16 protein-coding genes are annotated in these 17268 nt (G+C 70.8%); 8 read left to right on the top strand and 8 right to left on the bottom strand.

Annotation, left to right across the window (positions count from 1 at the left end):
- Positions 1-56 precede the first annotated feature (56 nt).
- Complete coding sequence (locus tag DT074_RS04775) at positions 57-2420, top strand: GAF domain-containing protein (RefSeq protein WP_119418678.1); 2364 nt, start codon at positions 57-59, stop codon at positions 2418-2420.
- On the opposite strand, the gene DT074_RS04770 is transcribed toward DT074_RS04775, so the two are convergent.
- The gene (locus tag DT074_RS04770) at positions 2407-2586 is read right to left on the bottom strand and encodes a hypothetical protein (protein WP_119418677.1); all 180 of its coding nucleotides are present in this window, start codon (positions 2584-2586) and stop codon (positions 2407-2409) included. The two genes, DT074_RS04775 and DT074_RS04770, sit on opposite strands and share 14 nt — an antisense overlap.
- Positions 2587-2944: 358 nt before the next feature.
- Between DT074_RS04770 and DT074_RS04765 the strand changes: the two genes are divergently transcribed.
- From DT074_RS04765 to DT074_RS04750, 4 genes are all read left to right on the top strand, one after another.
- On the top strand, positions 2945-3682 hold the full coding sequence (locus DT074_RS04765; protein WP_119418676.1) for a PhoH family protein: 738 nt from the start codon (positions 2945-2947) through the stop codon (positions 3680-3682).
- An 8-nt stretch (positions 3683-3690) separates the two neighbouring features.
- Positions 3691-4503 carry a 2-keto-4-pentenoate hydratase gene (locus DT074_RS04760; protein WP_119418675.1) on the top strand — a complete coding sequence of 271 codons (813 nt, stop codon included), beginning with the start codon at positions 3691-3693 and terminating at the stop codon, positions 4501-4503.
- A 171-nt stretch (positions 4504-4674) separates the two neighbouring features.
- Entirely contained in the window at positions 4675-6024 is a 1350-nt protein-coding gene (locus DT074_RS04755; protein ID WP_368744424.1) for an RsmB/NOP family class I SAM-dependent RNA methyltransferase, read from the top strand.
- Between the two features lie 21 nt (positions 6025-6045).
- Positions 6046-6831, top strand: coding sequence for an SDR family NAD(P)-dependent oxidoreductase (locus tag DT074_RS04750; RefSeq protein WP_119418673.1), 786 nt, complete (start codon positions 6046-6048; stop codon positions 6829-6831).
- A gap of 250 nt (positions 6832-7081) precedes the next feature.
- Here the strand turns inward: DT074_RS04750 and DT074_RS04745 are convergent, their stop codons facing one another.
- From DT074_RS04745 to DT074_RS04735, 3 genes are all read right to left on the bottom strand, one after another.
- Entirely contained in the window at positions 7082-8287 is a 1206-nt protein-coding gene (locus DT074_RS04745; protein WP_162914626.1) for a hypothetical protein, read from the bottom strand.
- Between the two features lie 74 nt (positions 8288-8361).
- Positions 8362-9507 carry a multidrug effflux MFS transporter gene (locus tag DT074_RS04740; protein WP_368744431.1) on the bottom strand — a complete coding sequence of 382 codons (1146 nt, stop codon included), beginning with the start codon at positions 9505-9507 and terminating at the stop codon, positions 8362-8364.
- 326 nt (positions 9508-9833) lie between these two features.
- On the bottom strand, positions 9834-10283 hold the full coding sequence (locus DT074_RS04735) for a MarR family winged helix-turn-helix transcriptional regulator (RefSeq protein WP_119418670.1): 450 nt from the start codon (positions 10281-10283) through the stop codon (positions 9834-9836).
- A 105-nt stretch (positions 10284-10388) separates the two neighbouring features.
- On the opposite strand from DT074_RS04735, the gene DT074_RS04730 reads away from it, so the two are divergent.
- Positions 10389-10865 carry a PaaI family thioesterase gene (locus tag DT074_RS04730; RefSeq protein ID WP_368744423.1) on the top strand — a complete coding sequence of 159 codons (477 nt, stop codon included), beginning with the start codon at positions 10389-10391 and terminating at the stop codon, positions 10863-10865.
- A gap of 213 nt (positions 10866-11078) precedes the next feature.
- Here the strand turns inward: DT074_RS04730 and DT074_RS04725 are convergent, their stop codons facing one another.
- Genes DT074_RS04725 through DT074_RS04710 form a run of 4 tightly spaced genes read right to left on the bottom strand, consistent with a single transcriptional unit; the run spans position 11079 to position 14514 of the window.
- Positions 11079-11438 carry an NIPSNAP family protein gene (locus DT074_RS04725; protein WP_119418669.1) on the bottom strand — a complete coding sequence of 120 codons (360 nt, stop codon included), beginning with the start codon at positions 11436-11438 and terminating at the stop codon, positions 11079-11081.
- Between the two features lie 7 nt (positions 11439-11445).
- Positions 11446-12477: a class I SAM-dependent methyltransferase gene (locus DT074_RS04720; RefSeq protein WP_119418668.1), complete on the bottom strand. Its 1032-nt coding sequence runs from the start codon at positions 12475-12477 to the stop codon at positions 11446-11448.
- Positions 12477-13754 carry a 23S rRNA (uracil(1939)-C(5))-methyltransferase RlmD gene (gene rlmD, locus DT074_RS04715; protein WP_119418667.1) on the bottom strand — a complete coding sequence of 426 codons (1278 nt, stop codon included), beginning with the start codon at positions 13752-13754 and terminating at the stop codon, positions 12477-12479. Before rlmD ends, DT074_RS04720 begins: the two co-directional genes overlap by 1 nt.
- Positions 13726-14514 (bottom strand): TlyA family RNA methyltransferase, encoded by a 789-nt coding sequence (locus DT074_RS04710; RefSeq protein ID WP_119418666.1) that lies wholly within the window; start codon positions 14512-14514, stop codon positions 13726-13728. Before DT074_RS04710 ends, rlmD begins: the two co-directional genes overlap by 29 nt.
- Before the next feature lie 187 nt (positions 14515-14701).
- On the opposite strand from DT074_RS04710, the gene DT074_RS04705 reads away from it, so the two are divergent.
- Both DT074_RS04705 and hemW read left to right on the top strand, forming a co-directional pair.
- Positions 14702-16045 (top strand): ATP-binding protein, encoded by a 1344-nt coding sequence (locus DT074_RS04705; protein ID WP_162914625.1) that lies wholly within the window; start codon positions 14702-14704, stop codon positions 16043-16045.
- A 54-nt stretch (positions 16046-16099) separates the two neighbouring features.
- A complete protein-coding gene (gene hemW, locus DT074_RS04700; RefSeq protein ID WP_119418664.1) occupies positions 16100-17257 on the top strand; it encodes a radical SAM family heme chaperone HemW in 1158 nt (385 codons plus the stop codon).
- Positions 17258-17268 lie beyond the last annotated feature (11 nt).

The following is a 17268-nucleotide window of genomic DNA, read 5'->3' as shown; positions in this document are numbered from 1 at the left end:
CGACGCCGCTATCGCGCGCTGGCCGCCGCACGATACACTCGGCGCCGGGGAATGGAATGACCGTCGAGCCCGCCGCCCTGATCGACCTGGCGCTGTCGCGCGGCCTCGACGTGGCGCAGACGGAGGCACTCGCCGCCGGCCTCGGCAGCGGCGACGCGGCGCTGGCCGCGAAGGCGGCGGCGACGCTCCGCCAGCTGTCGCAACTCGCCCAGGTGGTCAACACGCTCTCCGGCACGCTGTCGCTCGACCGCATGCTGCCGCGCATGATCCGGCTGATCGGCGAGCTGCTGGATGCCGAGCGGGCGAGCCTGTTCCTGCACGATCCGGAAACCGACGAGCTGTTCTCGCGCGTGCTGAGCGGCGACGGCGTGACCGAGATCCGCATGCCCGCCGGTTCGGGCATCGCCGGCGCGGTGTTCCGCAAGGGCGAGGCGGTCATCGTGCCCGACGCCTATGCCGATCAGCGGTTCAACCCGGAGGTGGACCGCCAATCCGGCTTCCGCACCCGCGACATCCTCTGCGTGCCGATGCGCGACCCGACGGCGCGCGTGATCGGCGTCGCCCAGGCGCTCAATCATCGCGGCACCCGGTTCAGCGATGCCGACCGCAATCTGCTGGAGGCGATCTCGGCCCAGGCTGCCGCCGCACTGGAACATGCCCGGCTCTACGAGACGCTGGAGCGGGCGCGGTCCGAACAGGCGCGCCTCTTGGAGATAAGCGAGGCGATCTCCTCCGACCTGCAGATCGACACCCTGCTCGGCCGCATCGTCGAGGCGACCAACGACCTGCTCGACGCCGAGCGCGCCACGCTGTTCCTGTACGACCCGGAGACGCGCGAGCTCTGGTCCAAGGTCGCGACCGGCGCCGGCGCCGAGCTGGCCGAGATCCGCATCGCCTCCGATGCCGGCATCGCCGGGGTGGCCTTCACCAGCGGCAAGCCGCAGAACATCGCCGATGCCTATGCCGATCCGCGCTTCAACGCCGAGGTCGACCGGCGCTCCGGCTTCCGCACCCGCAACCTGCTCTGCCTGCCAGTCGACGATCGCTATGGCGGTGCGGTCGGCGTGCTGCAGGTGCTGAACAAGCGCGGCGGCCCGTTCACCCAGCACGACATCCGCCTGCTCCGCACCTTCTCCTCGCAGATCGCCATCTCGATCGCCAATGCGCGGCTGTTCGCCGATGTGCTGGAGCTGAAGAACTACAACGAGAGCGTGCTCAAATCGCTGACCAACGGCGTGGTCACGCTCGACCGCGAGCGCCGCGTGGTGAAGATGAACGAGGCGGCGGAGCGCCTGCTCGGCATCGCCGAGGGCCAGGCCGAGCAGATGGCGGTGGCCGACCTGTTCGCCGAGACCAATCCCTGGATCCTGCGCAGCCTCGACTATGTCGGCCGCACCGGCGGCAGCGACTACCACGCCGATACCGAGCTGAAGCTGCCGGAGAGCGCCGCCGCCTCGGTCAACCTGACCGTCGCGCCGCTGAAGGACCTGAAGGGCCAGACCATCGGCTACATGCTGGTCTTCGAGGACATCACCCGCGAGAAGCGGGTGCGCAGCACCATGTCGCGCTACATGGCGAAGGAGGTGGTCGACAAGATCCTGGAAGGCGGCCGCGAGGTGATGGAGGGGAGCTCGCAGCTCGCCACCGTGCTGTTCTCCGACATCCGCCGCTTCACCTCGCTGGTCGAGCGCATGACGGCGCGCGAGACCGTCACCATGCTGAACGAGTATTTCGGCGAGATGGTCGAGATCGTGTTCCGCCATGGCGGCATTCTCGACAAGTATATCGGCGACGCCATCATGGCGACCTTCGGCGCGCCGATCGTCTCCGGCTCCGATGCCGACAACGCGCTGCGCGTCGCCAACGGCATGATGACGGCGCTGCGCGGCCTCAACCAGCGCCGCGCGGCCAAGGGGCTGGAGGCGATCGAGATCGGCATCGGGCTCGCCACCGGCCCGGTGCTGGCGGGCTCCATCGGCTCGGAGAAGCGCATGGAGTACACCGTGATCGGCGACAGCGTGAACCTCGCCGCCCGGCTGGAAAGCGCCAACAAGCATTACGGCACGCATGTCCTGGTCGCCGGCGAGACGATCGACCACGTCGAATGGCCGCACCGCTTCCGCGAGCTCGACCTGATCCGCGTCAAGGGACGGCAGCGGCCCGGCTCCATCTTCGAGGCGCTGGACCACCACACCGAAGAGAGCTTTCCGAACGGCGAGACGGTGCTCGCCTGCTTCAAGGAAGGGCTTGCGCTCTATCGCAGCCGCTTGTGGATGCCGGCGCGGCAAGCCTTTCAGGCGGCGCTCGCCGCCAATCCCGAGGACGGCCCGTCCAAGGTCTATATCGACCGCTGCGTCTACTATGCCGAACAGCCGCCCGGCGACGATTGGGACGGCGTCTGGACGCTCACCGAGAAGTAGCCTCGTCATCGCCCGCCGTCGCCTCGAGGCAGGCCTTCACCTGCGCCAGCGCTTCGGCAAAATCCGGCGGCGCCTGCGGATCCTCGAGCCAGCGCTCGAGCCGCTCGCGCGCCGTCTGCATCAGACGGCGGTAATCGGAATAGTCGACGCGGACGCCACCGCTCATCGCAACAACCACGATCCTTCCCAGCCTGAGGATGGCAGGCCGCTGGTTGACGGGCTGTGACCGCGATCACCGCGACTTCGGCGCTGCCGCACGGCGCCCGTCCAGATGCGGTATGAATCCTTCGTGACACCCACAAAACCGGGTGGCGGCGCGACTCGGCCGGGACTATTCTCGGAGCTATCGATTCGCTCGAGGACATATCGGGGCTCTTGTTGTCGCGTACGACGCTCGCCCGTTCCTCTGCCGCCCGGCATCGCCGCGGCCACGCTCCTCTGCAACGTTCCCTGAACCCGTCACCCCTGGCACACGCCCGGTGCAATGCGCGTCTTTGGTCCAGCAACAGCGAGGAACAGCCCGTATGGCGAAACGGTCCCGAGCCACGGCAGCCCTGAATTACGGCGGCAAGGTCCAGCCGATCTTTCCGGATCGGACCGGCTGGCACCCGATCGAACGGCCGGAGGACCGCGAGCACCACTACACCCGGCGGGTCAAGCCGCAGAGCGACAACCAGCGCCGCCTGATGGAGGCGATCGGCGACTACACACTGACCGTGGCGCTGGGCCCGGCCGGCACCGGTAAGACCTATCTCGCCATCGCCGCCGCGGTCGAGGCCTTCGAGGAAGGCCGCGTCGGCCGCATCGTGCTGTCGCGGCCGGCGGTCGAGGCGGGCGAGGCGCTCGGCTTCCTGCCCGGCGACCTGCATGAGAAGCTCGCGCCCTATCTGCGGCCGCTCTACGACGCGCTCGGCGACCGGCTCGGCAACAAGCGAGTGCGCGCCCTGCTCGCCGAAGGCCAGATCGAGGTGGCGCCGGTCGGCTATATGCGCGGCCGCACGCTCAACAATGCCTTCATCGTGATCGACGAGGCGCAGAACTGCACCTATGGCCAGATCAAGATGCTGCTGACCCGGCTCGGCTGGAACTCGCGCATGGTGCTGACCGGCGATCCCGACCAGACCGACCTGCTCGACGGGCTGTCCGGCCTGAAGGACATCGCCGGCAGGCTCGAGCCCCTGAGCGACGTCGCCGTGGTCCGGCTCGGCGAGGCCGATGTGGTGCGCCACCCGCTGGTCGCCAGCATGCTCGGCGTGCTGTAAATGGAGGCATGGCATCACTCACCTCCCCTGACGCCGAGCTGGCCGAGCGCGCCGCGCGCTGGCTGATCGATCAGCGCCGGGCAAAGTTCCAGCCGCTGCCGCCCGAGCTGCGGCAGGACGACGCCAGCTTCGCCTATGCGGTGCAGCTGGCCTATCAGCGCCTGCTGGTGCCGCGCTTCGGCCGGCTGGCCGGCGGCAAGATCGCGCTGACCACGCCGGTGATGCAGCAGCTGGTCGGCTATCACGAGCCGGTCGGCGGCGGCATCTTCGTCACCACCATCCATCATCGCGACGCGCGCCTGCGCTTCGACGACTTCGTGCATCCCTGCGTCGAATGCGAGGTGGCGGTGCGCCTCGGCGCCGACCTGCCGGCGCGCGACCGGCCCTATGACCAGGCGAGCGTCGCGGAGGCCGTCGCCGCCTGCATGATCGGCATCGAGCTGGTCGACGACCGCGGCGTCGACTACAAGGCCGGCGGCCTCGACGCCATCACCCTGATCGCCGACAACGCGCTGAACCGCGGCGTGGTGCTGGGCCCCGCGGTGAGCGAGTGGCGCCGCCTCGACCTGCCCAAGGCGACCGGCCGCATGATGCTCGGCCCCCGGCTCGCCGGCGAGGGCAAGGGCGGCGACGTGATGGGCGGCCATCCCTTCGCGGCACTCGCCTGGCTGGCCGATCTGCGCGCGCGGCTCGGCGATCCGCTGCGCGCCGGCGACATCGTGATGACCGGCAGCCTGGTCGCGACCCAGTTCCCGGCGCGCGGCGAGCCGGTGGAAGCCGAGATCGAAGGCCTGGGCCGCGCGACCGTCAGGTTCGACTGAATGCGACACTCCGCGCCTCATAAGCGGCCGGCGCCGCAGCGCCGCGACGGTCCGCGCGCGCAACCGCCAGGTCAGCGCGACGCACAGCCGGGCAAAGCGCATCAGGGCAAAGCAGCGCCAGGGAAAGTACTGCCGGGCAAGCCGCCAACGCACAAGCCGCCGGCGCGGCCGGTGCCGAACGAGCGGCTGGCGATCCGCGCGCGCGAGATCGCCCATGCCATCGCGCTCGGCACGGCCATCGATGCCGATGCCCGCGCGGCGGATGCAGTGACCGCCGGCTATCTGCGCGCGCATCCGGACCTGGCAGGCCCGTCGCGCGGCGCCGTGCTGGAACTCACCAGCGCCATCCTGCGCCGCCGTGCGCTGCTCGACTGGTGGATCGAAGGCACCCGCCTCGGCCTGCCGCCGACGCCCAGGGCGCGGGTGCTCGCCCATCTCGTGCTGTTCGAGAGCCGCACGCCCGGCGCCATCGCCCGCGTCTTCACCGGCCGCCCGGACACCGCCGCGCCGCCCGGCGGCCGCGAGCAGGCTTTGATCGAAGCGCTGCAGGGCAAGCAGCCGCTCGACCTCGCGGTGCCGCCGGCCGTGCGCTACGGCGTTCCGGACTGGCTCGAGCCCCGGCTGCGCGCCGCGTTCGGCGACCGCTTCGGCATCGAGATGGCGGCGCTGGCCGAGGACGCGCCGCTCGACCTGCGCGCCAACCGCCTGAAGACCGACCGCGACGGCGCCCGCAAGGCGCTGGCGCGCGAGGGGCTGAAGGCGCTGCCGGCGCCGCTCTCGCCGCTCGGCCTCCGGCTCGATCACGGCATCGATCTCGGCAAATGCCAGGCGCTGATGGAAGGCCTGGTCGAGCCGCAGGACGAGGGCTCGCAGATCGCGGCGCTGCTGGTCGAGGCCCGGCCCGGCATGTACGTGGTCGATTACTGCGCCGGCGCCGGCGGCAAGACGCTGGTGCTGGCCGGCGCGATGCAGGGCCGCGGAAGGCTGATCGCGGGCGATGTCTCGGCCAAGCGGCTGGAGCGCGCGCGCCAGCGCTTCCGCCGCGCCGGCGCCAATGTGGAGACGCGCGAGACCACCGACCGCAAGTGGTTCAAGCGTCAGCGCGGCCGCGCCGACCGCGTGCTGGTCGATGCGCCCTGCACCGGCATCGGCGCCTGGCGCCGGGTGCCCGATGCGCGCTGGCGCCTGAAGCCGGAGGACGTACCGGAACTGGTGGCGAAGCAGGCGAAGATCCTGGACCAGGCAGCGGCGCTGGTCGCGGCCGGCGGTCGCCTCGTCTACGTCACCTGCTCGCTGCTGGCTGAGGAGAACGAGGACCAGGTCGCCGCCTTCCTGGCGCGGCACCCGGATTTCCGCGTGCTGCCGATCGGCGAAATCTGGGCCGCCACGCTGAAGGCGCCCTGCCCGGCCGAAGGTGACATGCTGACCCTGACGCCGGCGCGCCATGGCACCGGCGGCTTCTTCATCGCCGTGCTGGAGCGCGTGCGCGCGGCGGAAGGCGACGCAGCGGACGAGGATTGACGACCAGAGGGAGGGAACGACATGGAATGCCGCATGGATGGCCGGGTGGCCCTGATCACCGGCGCGAGCACCGGGCTCGGCAAGGCGATGGCGGAGACCTTCGCGCGCTCCGGCGCCAGCGTCGCGCTGGTGGCGCGCCGCGCCGATCCGCTGAACCAGGTCGCCGAGGCGATCAAGGCGGTGGGCGGCAAGGCCCGCGCCTATCCTTGCGACGTCACCCGCGCCGACCAGGTGAGCGCCACCTATGCCGCCGCGGTGAAGGAGCTCGGCAAGGTCGACATCCTGGTCAACAACGCCGGCCAGTCGGCGGCGATGCCGTTCGAGCAGGTGACCGACCAGATGTGGGAGGAGGACATCGCGCTCAAGCTCTATGCCGCGGTCCGCTTCACCCGGGCCGCCTTCCCCGACATGAAGAGCCGTCGCTGGGGCCGGGTGATCAACGTGCTGGCCACCGCGGCCAAGGCGCCGGGCGCCTCCTCCACCCCGACCAGCGTGAGCCGCGCCGCCGGCATGGCGCTGATGAAGGCGCTGTCGAACGAGGGCGCAGCCCACAACGTGCTGGTCAACGCGCTGCTGGTCGGGCTGATCGAGAGCGACCAGTGGGTGCGCCGCCATTCGAAGACCGGCAACAACCAGACCTACGAGCAGTGGCTCGACGCCTTCGCCAAGGACCGGCGCATCCCGATCGGCCGCATGGGCCAGGCGCAGGAATTCGCCAACATGGCCTGCTTCCTCTGCTCCGATGCCGGCTCCTACATCACCGGCACGGCGATCAACGTGGATGGCGGGCTGTCGCCGGTGTGGTGACGGCGGCGGCCCAGGCGCCGGTGCTGCGCCGGAAGCCGGAGAAAGCGGCGTAGGCCGCAATCCACAGCGATGCTGACCTTCGTGTAGGTGCGCCGGAGCGCGCCTTTTTCACCACGGAGGACACGGGGAGCACGGAGGCACGCGGAGGCATCTGCTTTGCCGCAGGCAGGCTTTCCTTTCTCCGTGTGCCTCCGTGTCCTCCGCGCCCTCCGTGTTGAAAAGATTCTTCGCCAGACGGCCGGGGAACCCTTCACTCCGCGGCGGACACGAGCAATGCCGTTTCCTCGGCGCGGATCTGCTTGAGCACGTCGAGCATGACGCGGCCGGCGCCGGGGTCGATGTCGAGGATGTTGCGGATCACCGGGAGGAACTGCGGATGCACCGCGGGCGGCGCGGTGGGCCGTGGTGCCGGCTTCGGCTCTGGCGCGGCGCGCGCGTTCCGCTTCGCGCCGCCAAAGCCGAGCACGCGGCCGATGGCCTTGTGGGCGGAAAGCGCGGTGGAGACGAGGCCCTGTTCCAGCGCGAGGTCGCGGAGCCGCTCCAGCCGGTGGCGGTGCGCCTGCAGCGGATCGAGGCCTTCACATAGGGGGAGCCGGGACGGCGCATCGGTGCCGCGGCGCATCCGTTCCTCGATCCGGCTCTCGTAGACGCAGACATCGCCGTTGGCCTGGGCGATCAGGCGGAGGTCTTCCAGCTCGGCCAGCGCCTTGCGGGCGCCGCGCACCGTGATGCCGTGGCGGCGGGATATGCGGAAGGCCCAGCTCTTGTCGCGGTCGTCCTCGGGGAAGTCGACCGGGTCGTTGGCGCGGTCGAGCATCACCTCGATCAGGGCATGGCGGGCGGCCGGGGCCAGCGCCCGGTCGGCATTGACCTTGGAGACCAGCACGAGGTTGGCCGCCTCGGGCGCGCCGAGGGGCGCCTCGTCCTCAGGCGGCTCCGCCGGCTCGCGGCGCATCTGTTCCCCTGCCAGCAGCGCCCGGCCCAACGCGCGCTCGGCCGAGACGGCGGTGGCGATCCGCTTGGCCGCGATGGCGCGGTCGCGCAGGCTCGCCAGCATGTCGAGATATTCCGCCGGGCTCGGCTCGGCCCGCGCCGCGGAGAGGAAGGCCCATTCGCGGGCAAGCTCGGGCTGCCCGGCGGGATCCGCCGGCGGCCCCTCGCCGGGGCGGAAGAAATGCCCGTTCGGCCGCAAGGTCAGGCAGAGCTGCTCGACCAGCTCGGCGATCGCCTGCCTGACCGTCCGCTCGGCCAAGGCGAGGTGCCGCGCCAGCGCCCGGACCGGCGGCCGTTCCGGCAGGATGAAGGGATCGTCCACCGCGACGCTGAGCGCGACCAGCACCTGCTTGGCCGCCGGGGTGAGGGCGGGATGGCGCACCGCGCGGAGCACATGCTCCCGGCGGTAGAGGTAGGACCACTCGGCCAGCGAGCGCTTCCGGGGAATATGATCTTCGGACATCGCGGCTTCCATCATAGAATGCCGTATGATACAATATATTTGCTCTACAAGCAATATCTATCCTCCGCGCCTCGTCAGCGCGGCACCAGCCAGATCAGCAACACCCCACCTACGCCGGAGAGCAGCGCCATCGTCACCGGGAAGGCGATCGGGCCGAGTGCGGGATCGAGGGCGCTGGCCACCGCGGTGCCGAGGGCGGAGCCGCCGAGCTGCAGGAAGCCGATCAGCGCCGCCGCGGTGCCGGCGCGGTCGGCGAAGGGCGTGATGGCGGCGGCGACACCGGTCGGCATCACCACGCCGAGGCCTAAGCTGAACACCACCATGCCCACCATGATCGGCACCTTGTCGAAGAGGCCGATGGCCGGCAGCACCGCGATGCCGATGGCGCCGGCCAGCACGACGATATAGGCGCGCCGCACCAGCTTAGGCGCGGGCACGCGGCCGGCGAGGCGGCGCGCTGCGGCGGCGCCGACCACGAAGGCGGTGACGCCGAACGGCGGATAGAGGCCGTATTCGGTGGCCGAGGCGCCGAGATGGTTGATGTAGACCGCGGACGAGGCGGCGAGGAAGGCGAACAGCGAACCGAGGCCGAGCGCGCCGGCCGAAGCGTAGCCGAGATAGGCGCGCGAGCGCAGGATCGGCGCATAGGCGGCGAGCGCGGCGCCGAGATTGAGCGCCGGCATGCGCGCCTGAATCGTTTCCGGGAACCAGAGCGCCGCGGCGGCGAGCACCGCCGCCCCGGCGAGCGCGGCAGACCAGAGCGTCGCGCTCCAGCCGAAGCCGTCCTGCAGCGCGCCGCCGAGCAGCGGCGCGAGGCCGGGCACCAGGCCGAACACCATGGTGGTCAGCGCCATCACGCGGGCGACCTCCGGCCCGTCGAAGCAGTCGCGGATCGCCGCGCGCGAGGCGATGGTGCTGGCCGCCGCGCCGATGCCCTGCAGCACGCGGCCGAGGAAGACCGCGCCGATGCCGCCCGCCAGCGCGGCGACGACGCTGCCGAGCAGGAAGATTCCGAGCCCGATCAGCGCCAGATGGCGGCGGCCGAAGCGGTCGGAGACCGGGCCGCAGACCAGCTGGGTCACGGCGAAGGCGATCAGGAAGGCGGTGAGGGTGAGCTGGGCGGTCGGCAGGTCGGTGCCGAGCGCCCGCGTCATCGCCGGCAGCGCCGGCAGATAGACGCTGGACGCGAACTGGCCGACAGCGGTCAGCGCGGTGAGCAGCAGGATGAAGGCCGGCCGGCCGGTCAGTGCGTGGGTCTCCTGAAGCGCGCGGATCAGTTCGCGATGGCTGCGTCAACGCGCGTGCGGGCGGCGAGGCCCTCAAGCATTCGAGCCCTCTCTGCCCCTCAGGGGCGGAGAGCCAGAATAGCTTGGGATCGGGGAGAGGTGGGGCGTGCCGCGTCTCGACCAATTGCGCATGTGCGCAACGCATCCGCGTCTACGCTCAGCCTCAAACCGCATCCTCCCCACCTCACCCTGCCCTCTCCCCCCTCTTCGAGGGCGGAGAGGGTTCCTTGGGCTCACCGGCGCCGCAACGCGATATCTAGTTACCCCAGCCGGTCGACCGCTTCGTCGATCAGGCGGTGCAGCTCGGTGACGCGGTCGCGGCCGACGGTTTCGATCAGCTTGGCCTGGGCTTCCTTCCAGCGCGGCACGGCGCGCTTGAAGGCGGCGTCGCCTTCCGGCGTGACCTCGATGGCACGCGTGCGGCGGTCGGCGCCCTCGCTGACCGTGACGAGGCCCTGGTCGAGCAAGGGCTTGAGGTTCCGCGTCAGGGTGGTGCGGTCCATGCCCAGCGCCTCGGCGAGCTCCGTGATCGAGATCTGCTCGGACGCGCGGATATTGCCGAGCAGGCTGTATTGCGTGACCTTGAGCCCGCTCGGCTCCAGATAGCGGTCGTAATACTGCGTCACCTTGCGGCTCGCCCGTCGCAGGCGGAAACAGGTGCAGCCCAGGGTCGGCGGCAGCGCGGTGGCCGGGGCCACGTGCTTGTTCATCGCTTGTTCGATGCCTCCGCCGGCGAATCTAGCATGACGGCTTGACGGCGCCAGACCGCAAGATATGTGTATATGCACCGTAATCAAGCGAAGCGAGCCTGCCCCATGAACGCCCCCGAAAGGTTGACCGGCACCATTCCGCGCGAGCGCGCCCGGGACACTCCGGCGATCGACCTGTTCCGCGCCATGGCGGCGGGCCAGCTGCCGGCGCCGCCGATCGGGCAGACGATGAACTTCAACCTGGTCGAGGTGGAGCCGGGCCGCGTGGTCTTCGCCGGCACGCCGGACCGGCGCTATCTCAACCCGATCGGCACCGTGCATGGCGGCTGGGTCGCGACCCTGCTCGATTCCTGCATGACCTGCGCGGTGCATGCGACCTTGCCGGCCGGCCAGGCCTGCACCACGGTGGAGATGAAGGTCAACTTCGTGCGGCCCTTGAGCGAGGCGATCGGCGAGGTGCGCGCCGAGGGCCGGGTGATCCATGCCGGCAAGACGATCAGCACGGCGGAAGGCAAGCTCACCGACGCCAAGGGCACGCTCCTCGCGCATGGCTCGACGACGGTGATGACGTTCGCGATTTGAGGGGGCAGTGGCAACGACTCCCGTCTCCTTGGGGAGAAGGTGCCCCGGAGGGGCGGATGAGGGGTGCGCTCTCCACCCGCGCGCCCTCTGCCGCAGGCAGTGCAAGGCTGAAGCGTTGCCCCTCACCGCCCTGCCGGGCGCCCTCTTCCCACGGGAGAAGGCTCGACTTCAGCTGACTTCAGGCGCGCTCGTACATCGCGACCTCGCTCATCCTCACTCGAAGATCGGCACAAGGAAGGTGCGCTCGTAAGCGGAGAAGCACCTCGTCTCCTCGAACCGCGCGGTCGCGGCCTTGCAGCCCTCGTCCTCGGCCACGTCCTTTCGGTACCGCTCGTAGCTCGCGCGGTCGGGGAAGCTGAACAGGGCGATGCCGGTATCGGGCGGGCCTTCGCGGCCGAGGCCGGGAAAGCTGAACTTCGCGTCGGGGAGGTCGTCCGCTTCCGTCCCGGGCACGAAATAGCCGTGATGCGTGCCGCCGTATTTGCGGATCAATCCGATCCAGGCGCGGGCGTATTCCTTGAACGCCTCGTGCCTGCCCGGCGCGATCGAATAGCGGATGAAGCAGGTGAACATCGGGACCTCATGGTTCGCGCTGCCAGCTGGTGACCTTGCTCATGAAGGCGAGCTCGGTTTCGCGGAGGCGCAGGCCGGCCTCGCCGAACAGCGCCGCCAGATCGGTCCGCGCGTAATCGGCGTAATAGGGCTCATGGAAGCTCCTGGGGAAGGCTTCGATCAGGCCGTCGAAGGCGGGGCGATCGCCCTTCTGCAGGCTGTCGACCAGCACGAAAGTGCCGCCGGGCTTCAGCACGCGGGCGATCTCGGCCGCGACGCGGACGCGCACCGCACGGGGCAGTTCGTGGAACAGGAAGATCGCCGTCACCGCGTCGAAGGCCGCGTCGGGCAGCGGCATCGCCTCGGCGTTCGCCTCGACCAGGTCGACGCGCGACCAGGGCGCGAGCAGGCGGCGCGCCTCGGCAAGATAGTCGCCGCTGAGATCGAGCCCGGTGACGGCGAGGCGCGGCCAGTTGCGCTTCACCTCGGCAAGGAAGCGGCCGGTGCCGCAGGCGATGTCGAGCAGCTTAGCCGAACGCAGCCGGCCGGCGAGCGCCCGGCGGAGCGGCGGCAGAGCGCGGCGGCGCATCGCATCGGCCATGCCGGTGAACAAGGTCTCGACCTGGGTGTCGTACAGCGCGGCGGATTGCGGGCTGAGCCAGCCATCGGTCTGGTAGTGAAAGTTCTGCAGGTAGTAGCGCGGCAGGTCCGGGCGCAGGCCGGCGCGGAACGGCTCGTCGTTGACGCGGCCGCGGCGGCGCGCATCGACCTCGCGGATATCGGCGAAGAAGCGGAGCGAGCGGGCGACCAGCTCATGCGGCGGCAGCTCGAAGGGCGGCGGGGCGCGGTAGATGCCGGATTCGATATCGGCGAGCTCGGCCGCGAACAGATCGGCCATGGCGCGGCGCAGCTCGGCGCGGAGCGCGAGACCTTCCTCGCGCGTCGCGCGCCGCTCGCCATCGGCCGGCGCGATCCGGCGCGCCAGAAAGTAATGCGCCGTGTACCAGCCGACCCGCGCTGCCCGGTTGGCGCCGTAAGCCAGACGATCCACCAGCGCCATCACGCGTCTCCTTCGCCGCGAACGAACACGCCCACCAACTCGATATGCGGGGTGAAGACGAACTGGTCCACCGGCCGCACCTCGGTCAGCCGATAGCCGGCATCGACGAGGATACGCGCATCGCGGGCGAAGGTGCCGGGCATGCAGGACACCATGACGACGCGCGGCACCTTCGACGCGGCGAGCGCCACCGCCTGCTCGCGGGCACCGGCGCGCGGCGGATCGAGCACCACGGCATCGAAGCGGTCGAGCTCGGCTCCCTGCAGCGGCCGGCGCACCAGGTCGCGCGTCTCCACCGTGACGCGGCAGCCGGCGAGCTGGGCCGCCTTGCGCAAGGCCTCGGCCAGCGCCGCATCGCCTTCCACCGCGGTGACCGCTGCCTTCCCGGAGAGCGGCAGGGCGAAGGTGCCGCAGCCGGCATAGAGATCGGCGACGCGCGCGGCATCGCCGATGCCGGCGAGGACGGCGTCGCGCAACAGGCGCTCCGCCGCCGGCGAGGCCTGCAGGAAGGCGCCGGGCGGCAGCGTGACCGCGACACCGCCGAACGTCACCTGCGGCGTGCCGCGCACGAGCAGCGCCTCGACCTCGCCGTCGCGGCGGCGGAGCGAGAGGCGCGCGAGGCCGGCCTCGGCGGCGAAGGCGGCGAGGCGCTCGCGGGCGGCGAGATCGGGCTCGAAGCCGCGCAGCAGCATGTCGATGCCGGTATCGGTGAGCGTCGCCTGCACGTCGAGGCCGGCACCGGGCTTGAGCAGGCCGGTGAAGGTATCGCGGAGCGGCGGCAGCAGCGCGACCAGCCTGGGGTCCAGCACCAGGCACATTTCGAGATCGACGATCTTCGGGCTGAGCCGGCGGTTGAAGCCGGCGAGCACGCCCGCCCCCACCCGGCGAGCCACGAATTCGGCGCGGCGGCGGTCGCCCGGCGCCACCGTCGCGATGGGCCGCACGACCTCCGGATCGAGGTTGCGGCGGCGCAGCGCGTCACGCACCTGGTCCTGCTTCCACCTCGCCTGGAAGGTGCCTGAGAGATGCTGCAGCGCGCAGCCGCCGCAATCGTGGAAATGCGCGCAGGGCGGCTCGACGCGGTCGGGCCCGGCTTGGTACAGGTCGAGCAGTTCGGCGGCGACGCCCTGATCGACCTGCTTCAGGAGGCGCACGCCGACCCGGTCGCCCGGCGCGGTATAGGGCACGAAGACGAGGCCCTTCGGCGTCTCCGCCACGCCGTCGCCATGGCCGCCGAGGCGGGTGATCTCAACCTCCTGGGTGAAGCTGCGCGCCAATCAGGAACTCCTTGTTGCCTTCCGGCCCGAGGATCGGGCTTTCGGTCAGGCCGATGATCTTCAGCCCCAGCGCGTCTTCCAGATGGGCGCGGATGCGGGCGCAGACCGCGTCGTGCTGCGCCGGGTCGCGCACCACGCCGCCCTTGCCGACATGCTCCGGCCCGACCTCGAATTGCGGCTTGATCAGCGCGACCAGGCGGCCGCCCGGCTTGAGCCGCTTGAGCGGCGCCGGCAATAGCACGGCGAGGCCGATGAAGCTCGCATCGACGACCAGCAGATCGACGAGCTCCGGCACTTCCGCTTCGGTCAGGTGGCGCGCATTGACGCGCTCGCGCACCTGGACGCGGGGATCGTTGCGCAGCTTCCAGTGCAGCTGGCCGTGGCCGACATCGACGGCATAGACGCGCGCGGCGCCGCGCATGAGCAGCACGTCGGTGAAGCCGCCGGTCGAGGCGCCGATATCGAGGCAGGTGAGCCCGGCCGGATCGATGCCGAAGGCGTCGAGCGCATGGGCGAGCTTGAGGCCGCCGCGCGAGACGTAGGGGTGTGCCGGGCCCTTGACCTCGAGCGGGCTGTCGGCCGGCAGCATCATGCCGGGCTTGTCGAGCCGGCGCGTGCCGGTGAAGACCTTGCCGGCCAGGATCAGGGCGCGGGCCCGGCTGCCGCTCTCGGCCAGGCCTCGCTCGACCAGGAGCTGGTCGAGCCTGGGCTTCGACCGCGACGGCGCCGGCGCGCCGCCGGGACTGCCCCGCGGCCTCATCGCCGTTTCCCCGCCCGGTAACCGCTCGCGCTCATCTGCCCTGCCGCCGACGCCGATCCGACCCGCCAATCTAACGGATGCCGGCGCGGCGGCCATGTTAACCGGCCCCTAATCTTAACCCGCCGTTTACCTTTGTAGCCGCATGATGAAGACGGAGAGGGGGGCCAGTTGGTGCGTGGAGGGCCCCATGCCGGAAGCGACTTACGAGCTGTTGTCGAATGCGGGCCTGGTCAGCCTGTGCCTGGTCGCCTTCATCCTCGCCAAGAATATCGAGAGCCGGATCGGCATCCGCGCCGTGCAGGCCATCGTCGGGCTCGCCTTCGGCGCGGTGGCGGCCGTCATGCTGCTCGACCCGGTGCGGGTCGGGCCCGGCGTGCAGATCGACCTGCGCGCCTCCATGCTGTTCCTCGCCGCCTTCATCGGCGGGCCGCTTTCCGGCCTGGTCGCCATGGCGATCGTCGATGCGGCACGGTTCGCGGTGGGCGGTGCCGGCGCGCTGCCGGGAATGATCGCGGCGGCGCTCTATGTCGGCATCGGCCTCCTGATCCGCCATACCTGGCGGAGCGATGGCGGCCGGCGCCTGGCGCTGCATCTCGGCGGCGGCATCCTGATGCTGACCGTCGTCGTCACCGCCACCGTGTTCGTCGCCGATCCGGCCGCGGGCGCCGGCTTCCTGCGCGAGGTGCTGCCTTCCTATCTCGGCGTGCTGGCGCTGACCGTGCTCAGCTTCGGCTTCCTGCTGCAACAGGAGGTCGGCCATTTCGCGCTGATGCGCGAGCTCAGCGCGGCGCGCGACCGCGCGGTGCGGGCCGACAACGTCAAGGCCGCCTTCCTGGCGCGGATGACGCACGAGCTGCGCACGCCGCTCAACGCGATCCTCGGCTTCTCGGAGCTGATCAAGCTGCGCGTGCCGGGCAGCGATCTCCGCAAGTATGTGGAATATGGCGACGACATCCACCGCTGCGGCACGCATCTGCTCTCGCTGGTGAACGACGTGCTCGACCTGTCGCGGCTGCAGAACGGCCATGTCGAGCTGAAGGAGACCCGGCTGTCCCTGGTCGCCATGGCCGACGACGTGGTGCGCAGCCTGAAGCCGCTGGTGCTGCAGAAGCGCATCGCGATGGAGTTCGAGGCCGGCGAGGTCGACGAGGTGGTGGCCGACGAGCGGGCGCTGCGCCAGATCATGCTCAACCTGGTGGGCAACGCGCTACGCTATGCGCCGACCGGCAGCACGGTCACGCTGATGGCCTGGCGGCATGACGGCGAGCTGCGCCTCGGCGTGCGCGACCGCGGGCCGGGCATTTCGGCCGAGAAGCGCGCCCGCCTGACCGAGCCGTTCGGTGCCGTCGACGACAAATGGGTGGCGAGCGCCGGGCAAAGCGGGCTCGGCCTGCCGATCGTGCATTCGCTCGCCGCGGCGCATGGCGGCGGGCTGTTCGTCGCCGATCCCGACCAGGGGCCGGGCGTGATCGTCGGCATCAGCCTGCCGGAGCAGCGCATCGTCGAGCCGGAACAGGCGCTGGCCGCCTGACCTGCCGCGCGCGGGGCTGGCCCCCGGCGCGTCCGCGCGCTAGGGACAGGGGAGATGGACGCTCCCGCCCCGCTCGCGCTCTATGTGCATTGGCCGTTCTGCCGGTCGAAATGCCCGTATTGCGACTTCAACAGCCATGTGCGGGAGAGCGTGGACCAGGCGCGCTGGCGCCTGGCGCTGCTGGCCGAGCTCGAGCATTTCGCCGCCCGCACCGGGCCCCGGCAACTCACCTCGATCTTCTTCGGCGGCGGCACGCCGTCGCTGATGCCGCCGGAGACGGCGGCGGCCCTGATCGCGCGCGCGGCCAAGCTGTTCCCGCCGGCGCCGGATCTTGAAGTGACCCTGGAAGCCAACCCGACCTCGGTCGAGGCGGGGCGCTTCGCCGCCTTCCGCGCGGCCGGGGTGAACCGCGTCTCGCTCGGCGTGCAGTCGCTCGACCCTGAGGCGCTGCGCTTCCTCGGCCGCCAGCACGATGCGCGCGAGGCGCGGGCGGCGGTGGAGCTGGCGCGGCGGCACTTCCCGCGCTTCTCCTTCGACCTGATCTATGCGCGGCCGGAGCAGAGCGAGGCAGAGTGGCGCGGCGAGTTCCGCGAGGCCGTCTCGCTCGCCGGCGAGCATCTTTCGCTCTACCAGCTCACCATCGAGGCCAATACCGGCTTCGCCGGCGCGGTGAAGCGCGGCGAATGGGCGCCGCTCGACGAGGCGCCGGCCGATCGGCTGTACGAAGTGACGCAGGCGCTCTGCGAAGGCGCGGGGCTCCCAGCCTACGAGATCTCCAATCATGCCCGGCCCGGCGCCGAGTGCCGGCACAACCTGACCTATTGGCGCTATGGCGAGTACATCGGCATCGGCCCCGGCGCGCATGGGCGGATCGTCGCCGACGGCGCGCGGCATGCGACGGCGCAGATGAAGAAGCCGGAGGCGTGGCTCGAAGCGGTGGAGGCTCAGAGCCACGCGACCGAGACCGACACGGCGCTGTCGTCCGCCGAGCAGGCCGAGGAAGCGCTGATGATGGGCCTGCGGCTGTCGGAGGGGATCGACAAGGCGCGTTTTCGCGCCGCGACCGGCGTTGAGCTCCAACAGGCGATCGACCGCGACAACCTGCGCCGGCTCATCGACGGCGGGTTTGTCGAGGATGACGCAACGCGGATCGTCGCGACCCCCGCCGGCCGCCGCGTGCTCGACGCGGTGCTGGCCAGATTGATGGCGTAGCGCTCCCACTC

Origin of the sequence: Desertibaculum subflavum, from assembly GCA_003576705.1 — a bacterium.
Classification (GTDB): Bacteria; Pseudomonadota; Alphaproteobacteria; order Ferrovibrionales; family Ferrovibrionaceae; genus Desertibaculum; species Desertibaculum subflavum.
This window is presented reverse-complemented; position numbering and strand designations above follow the sequence as displayed.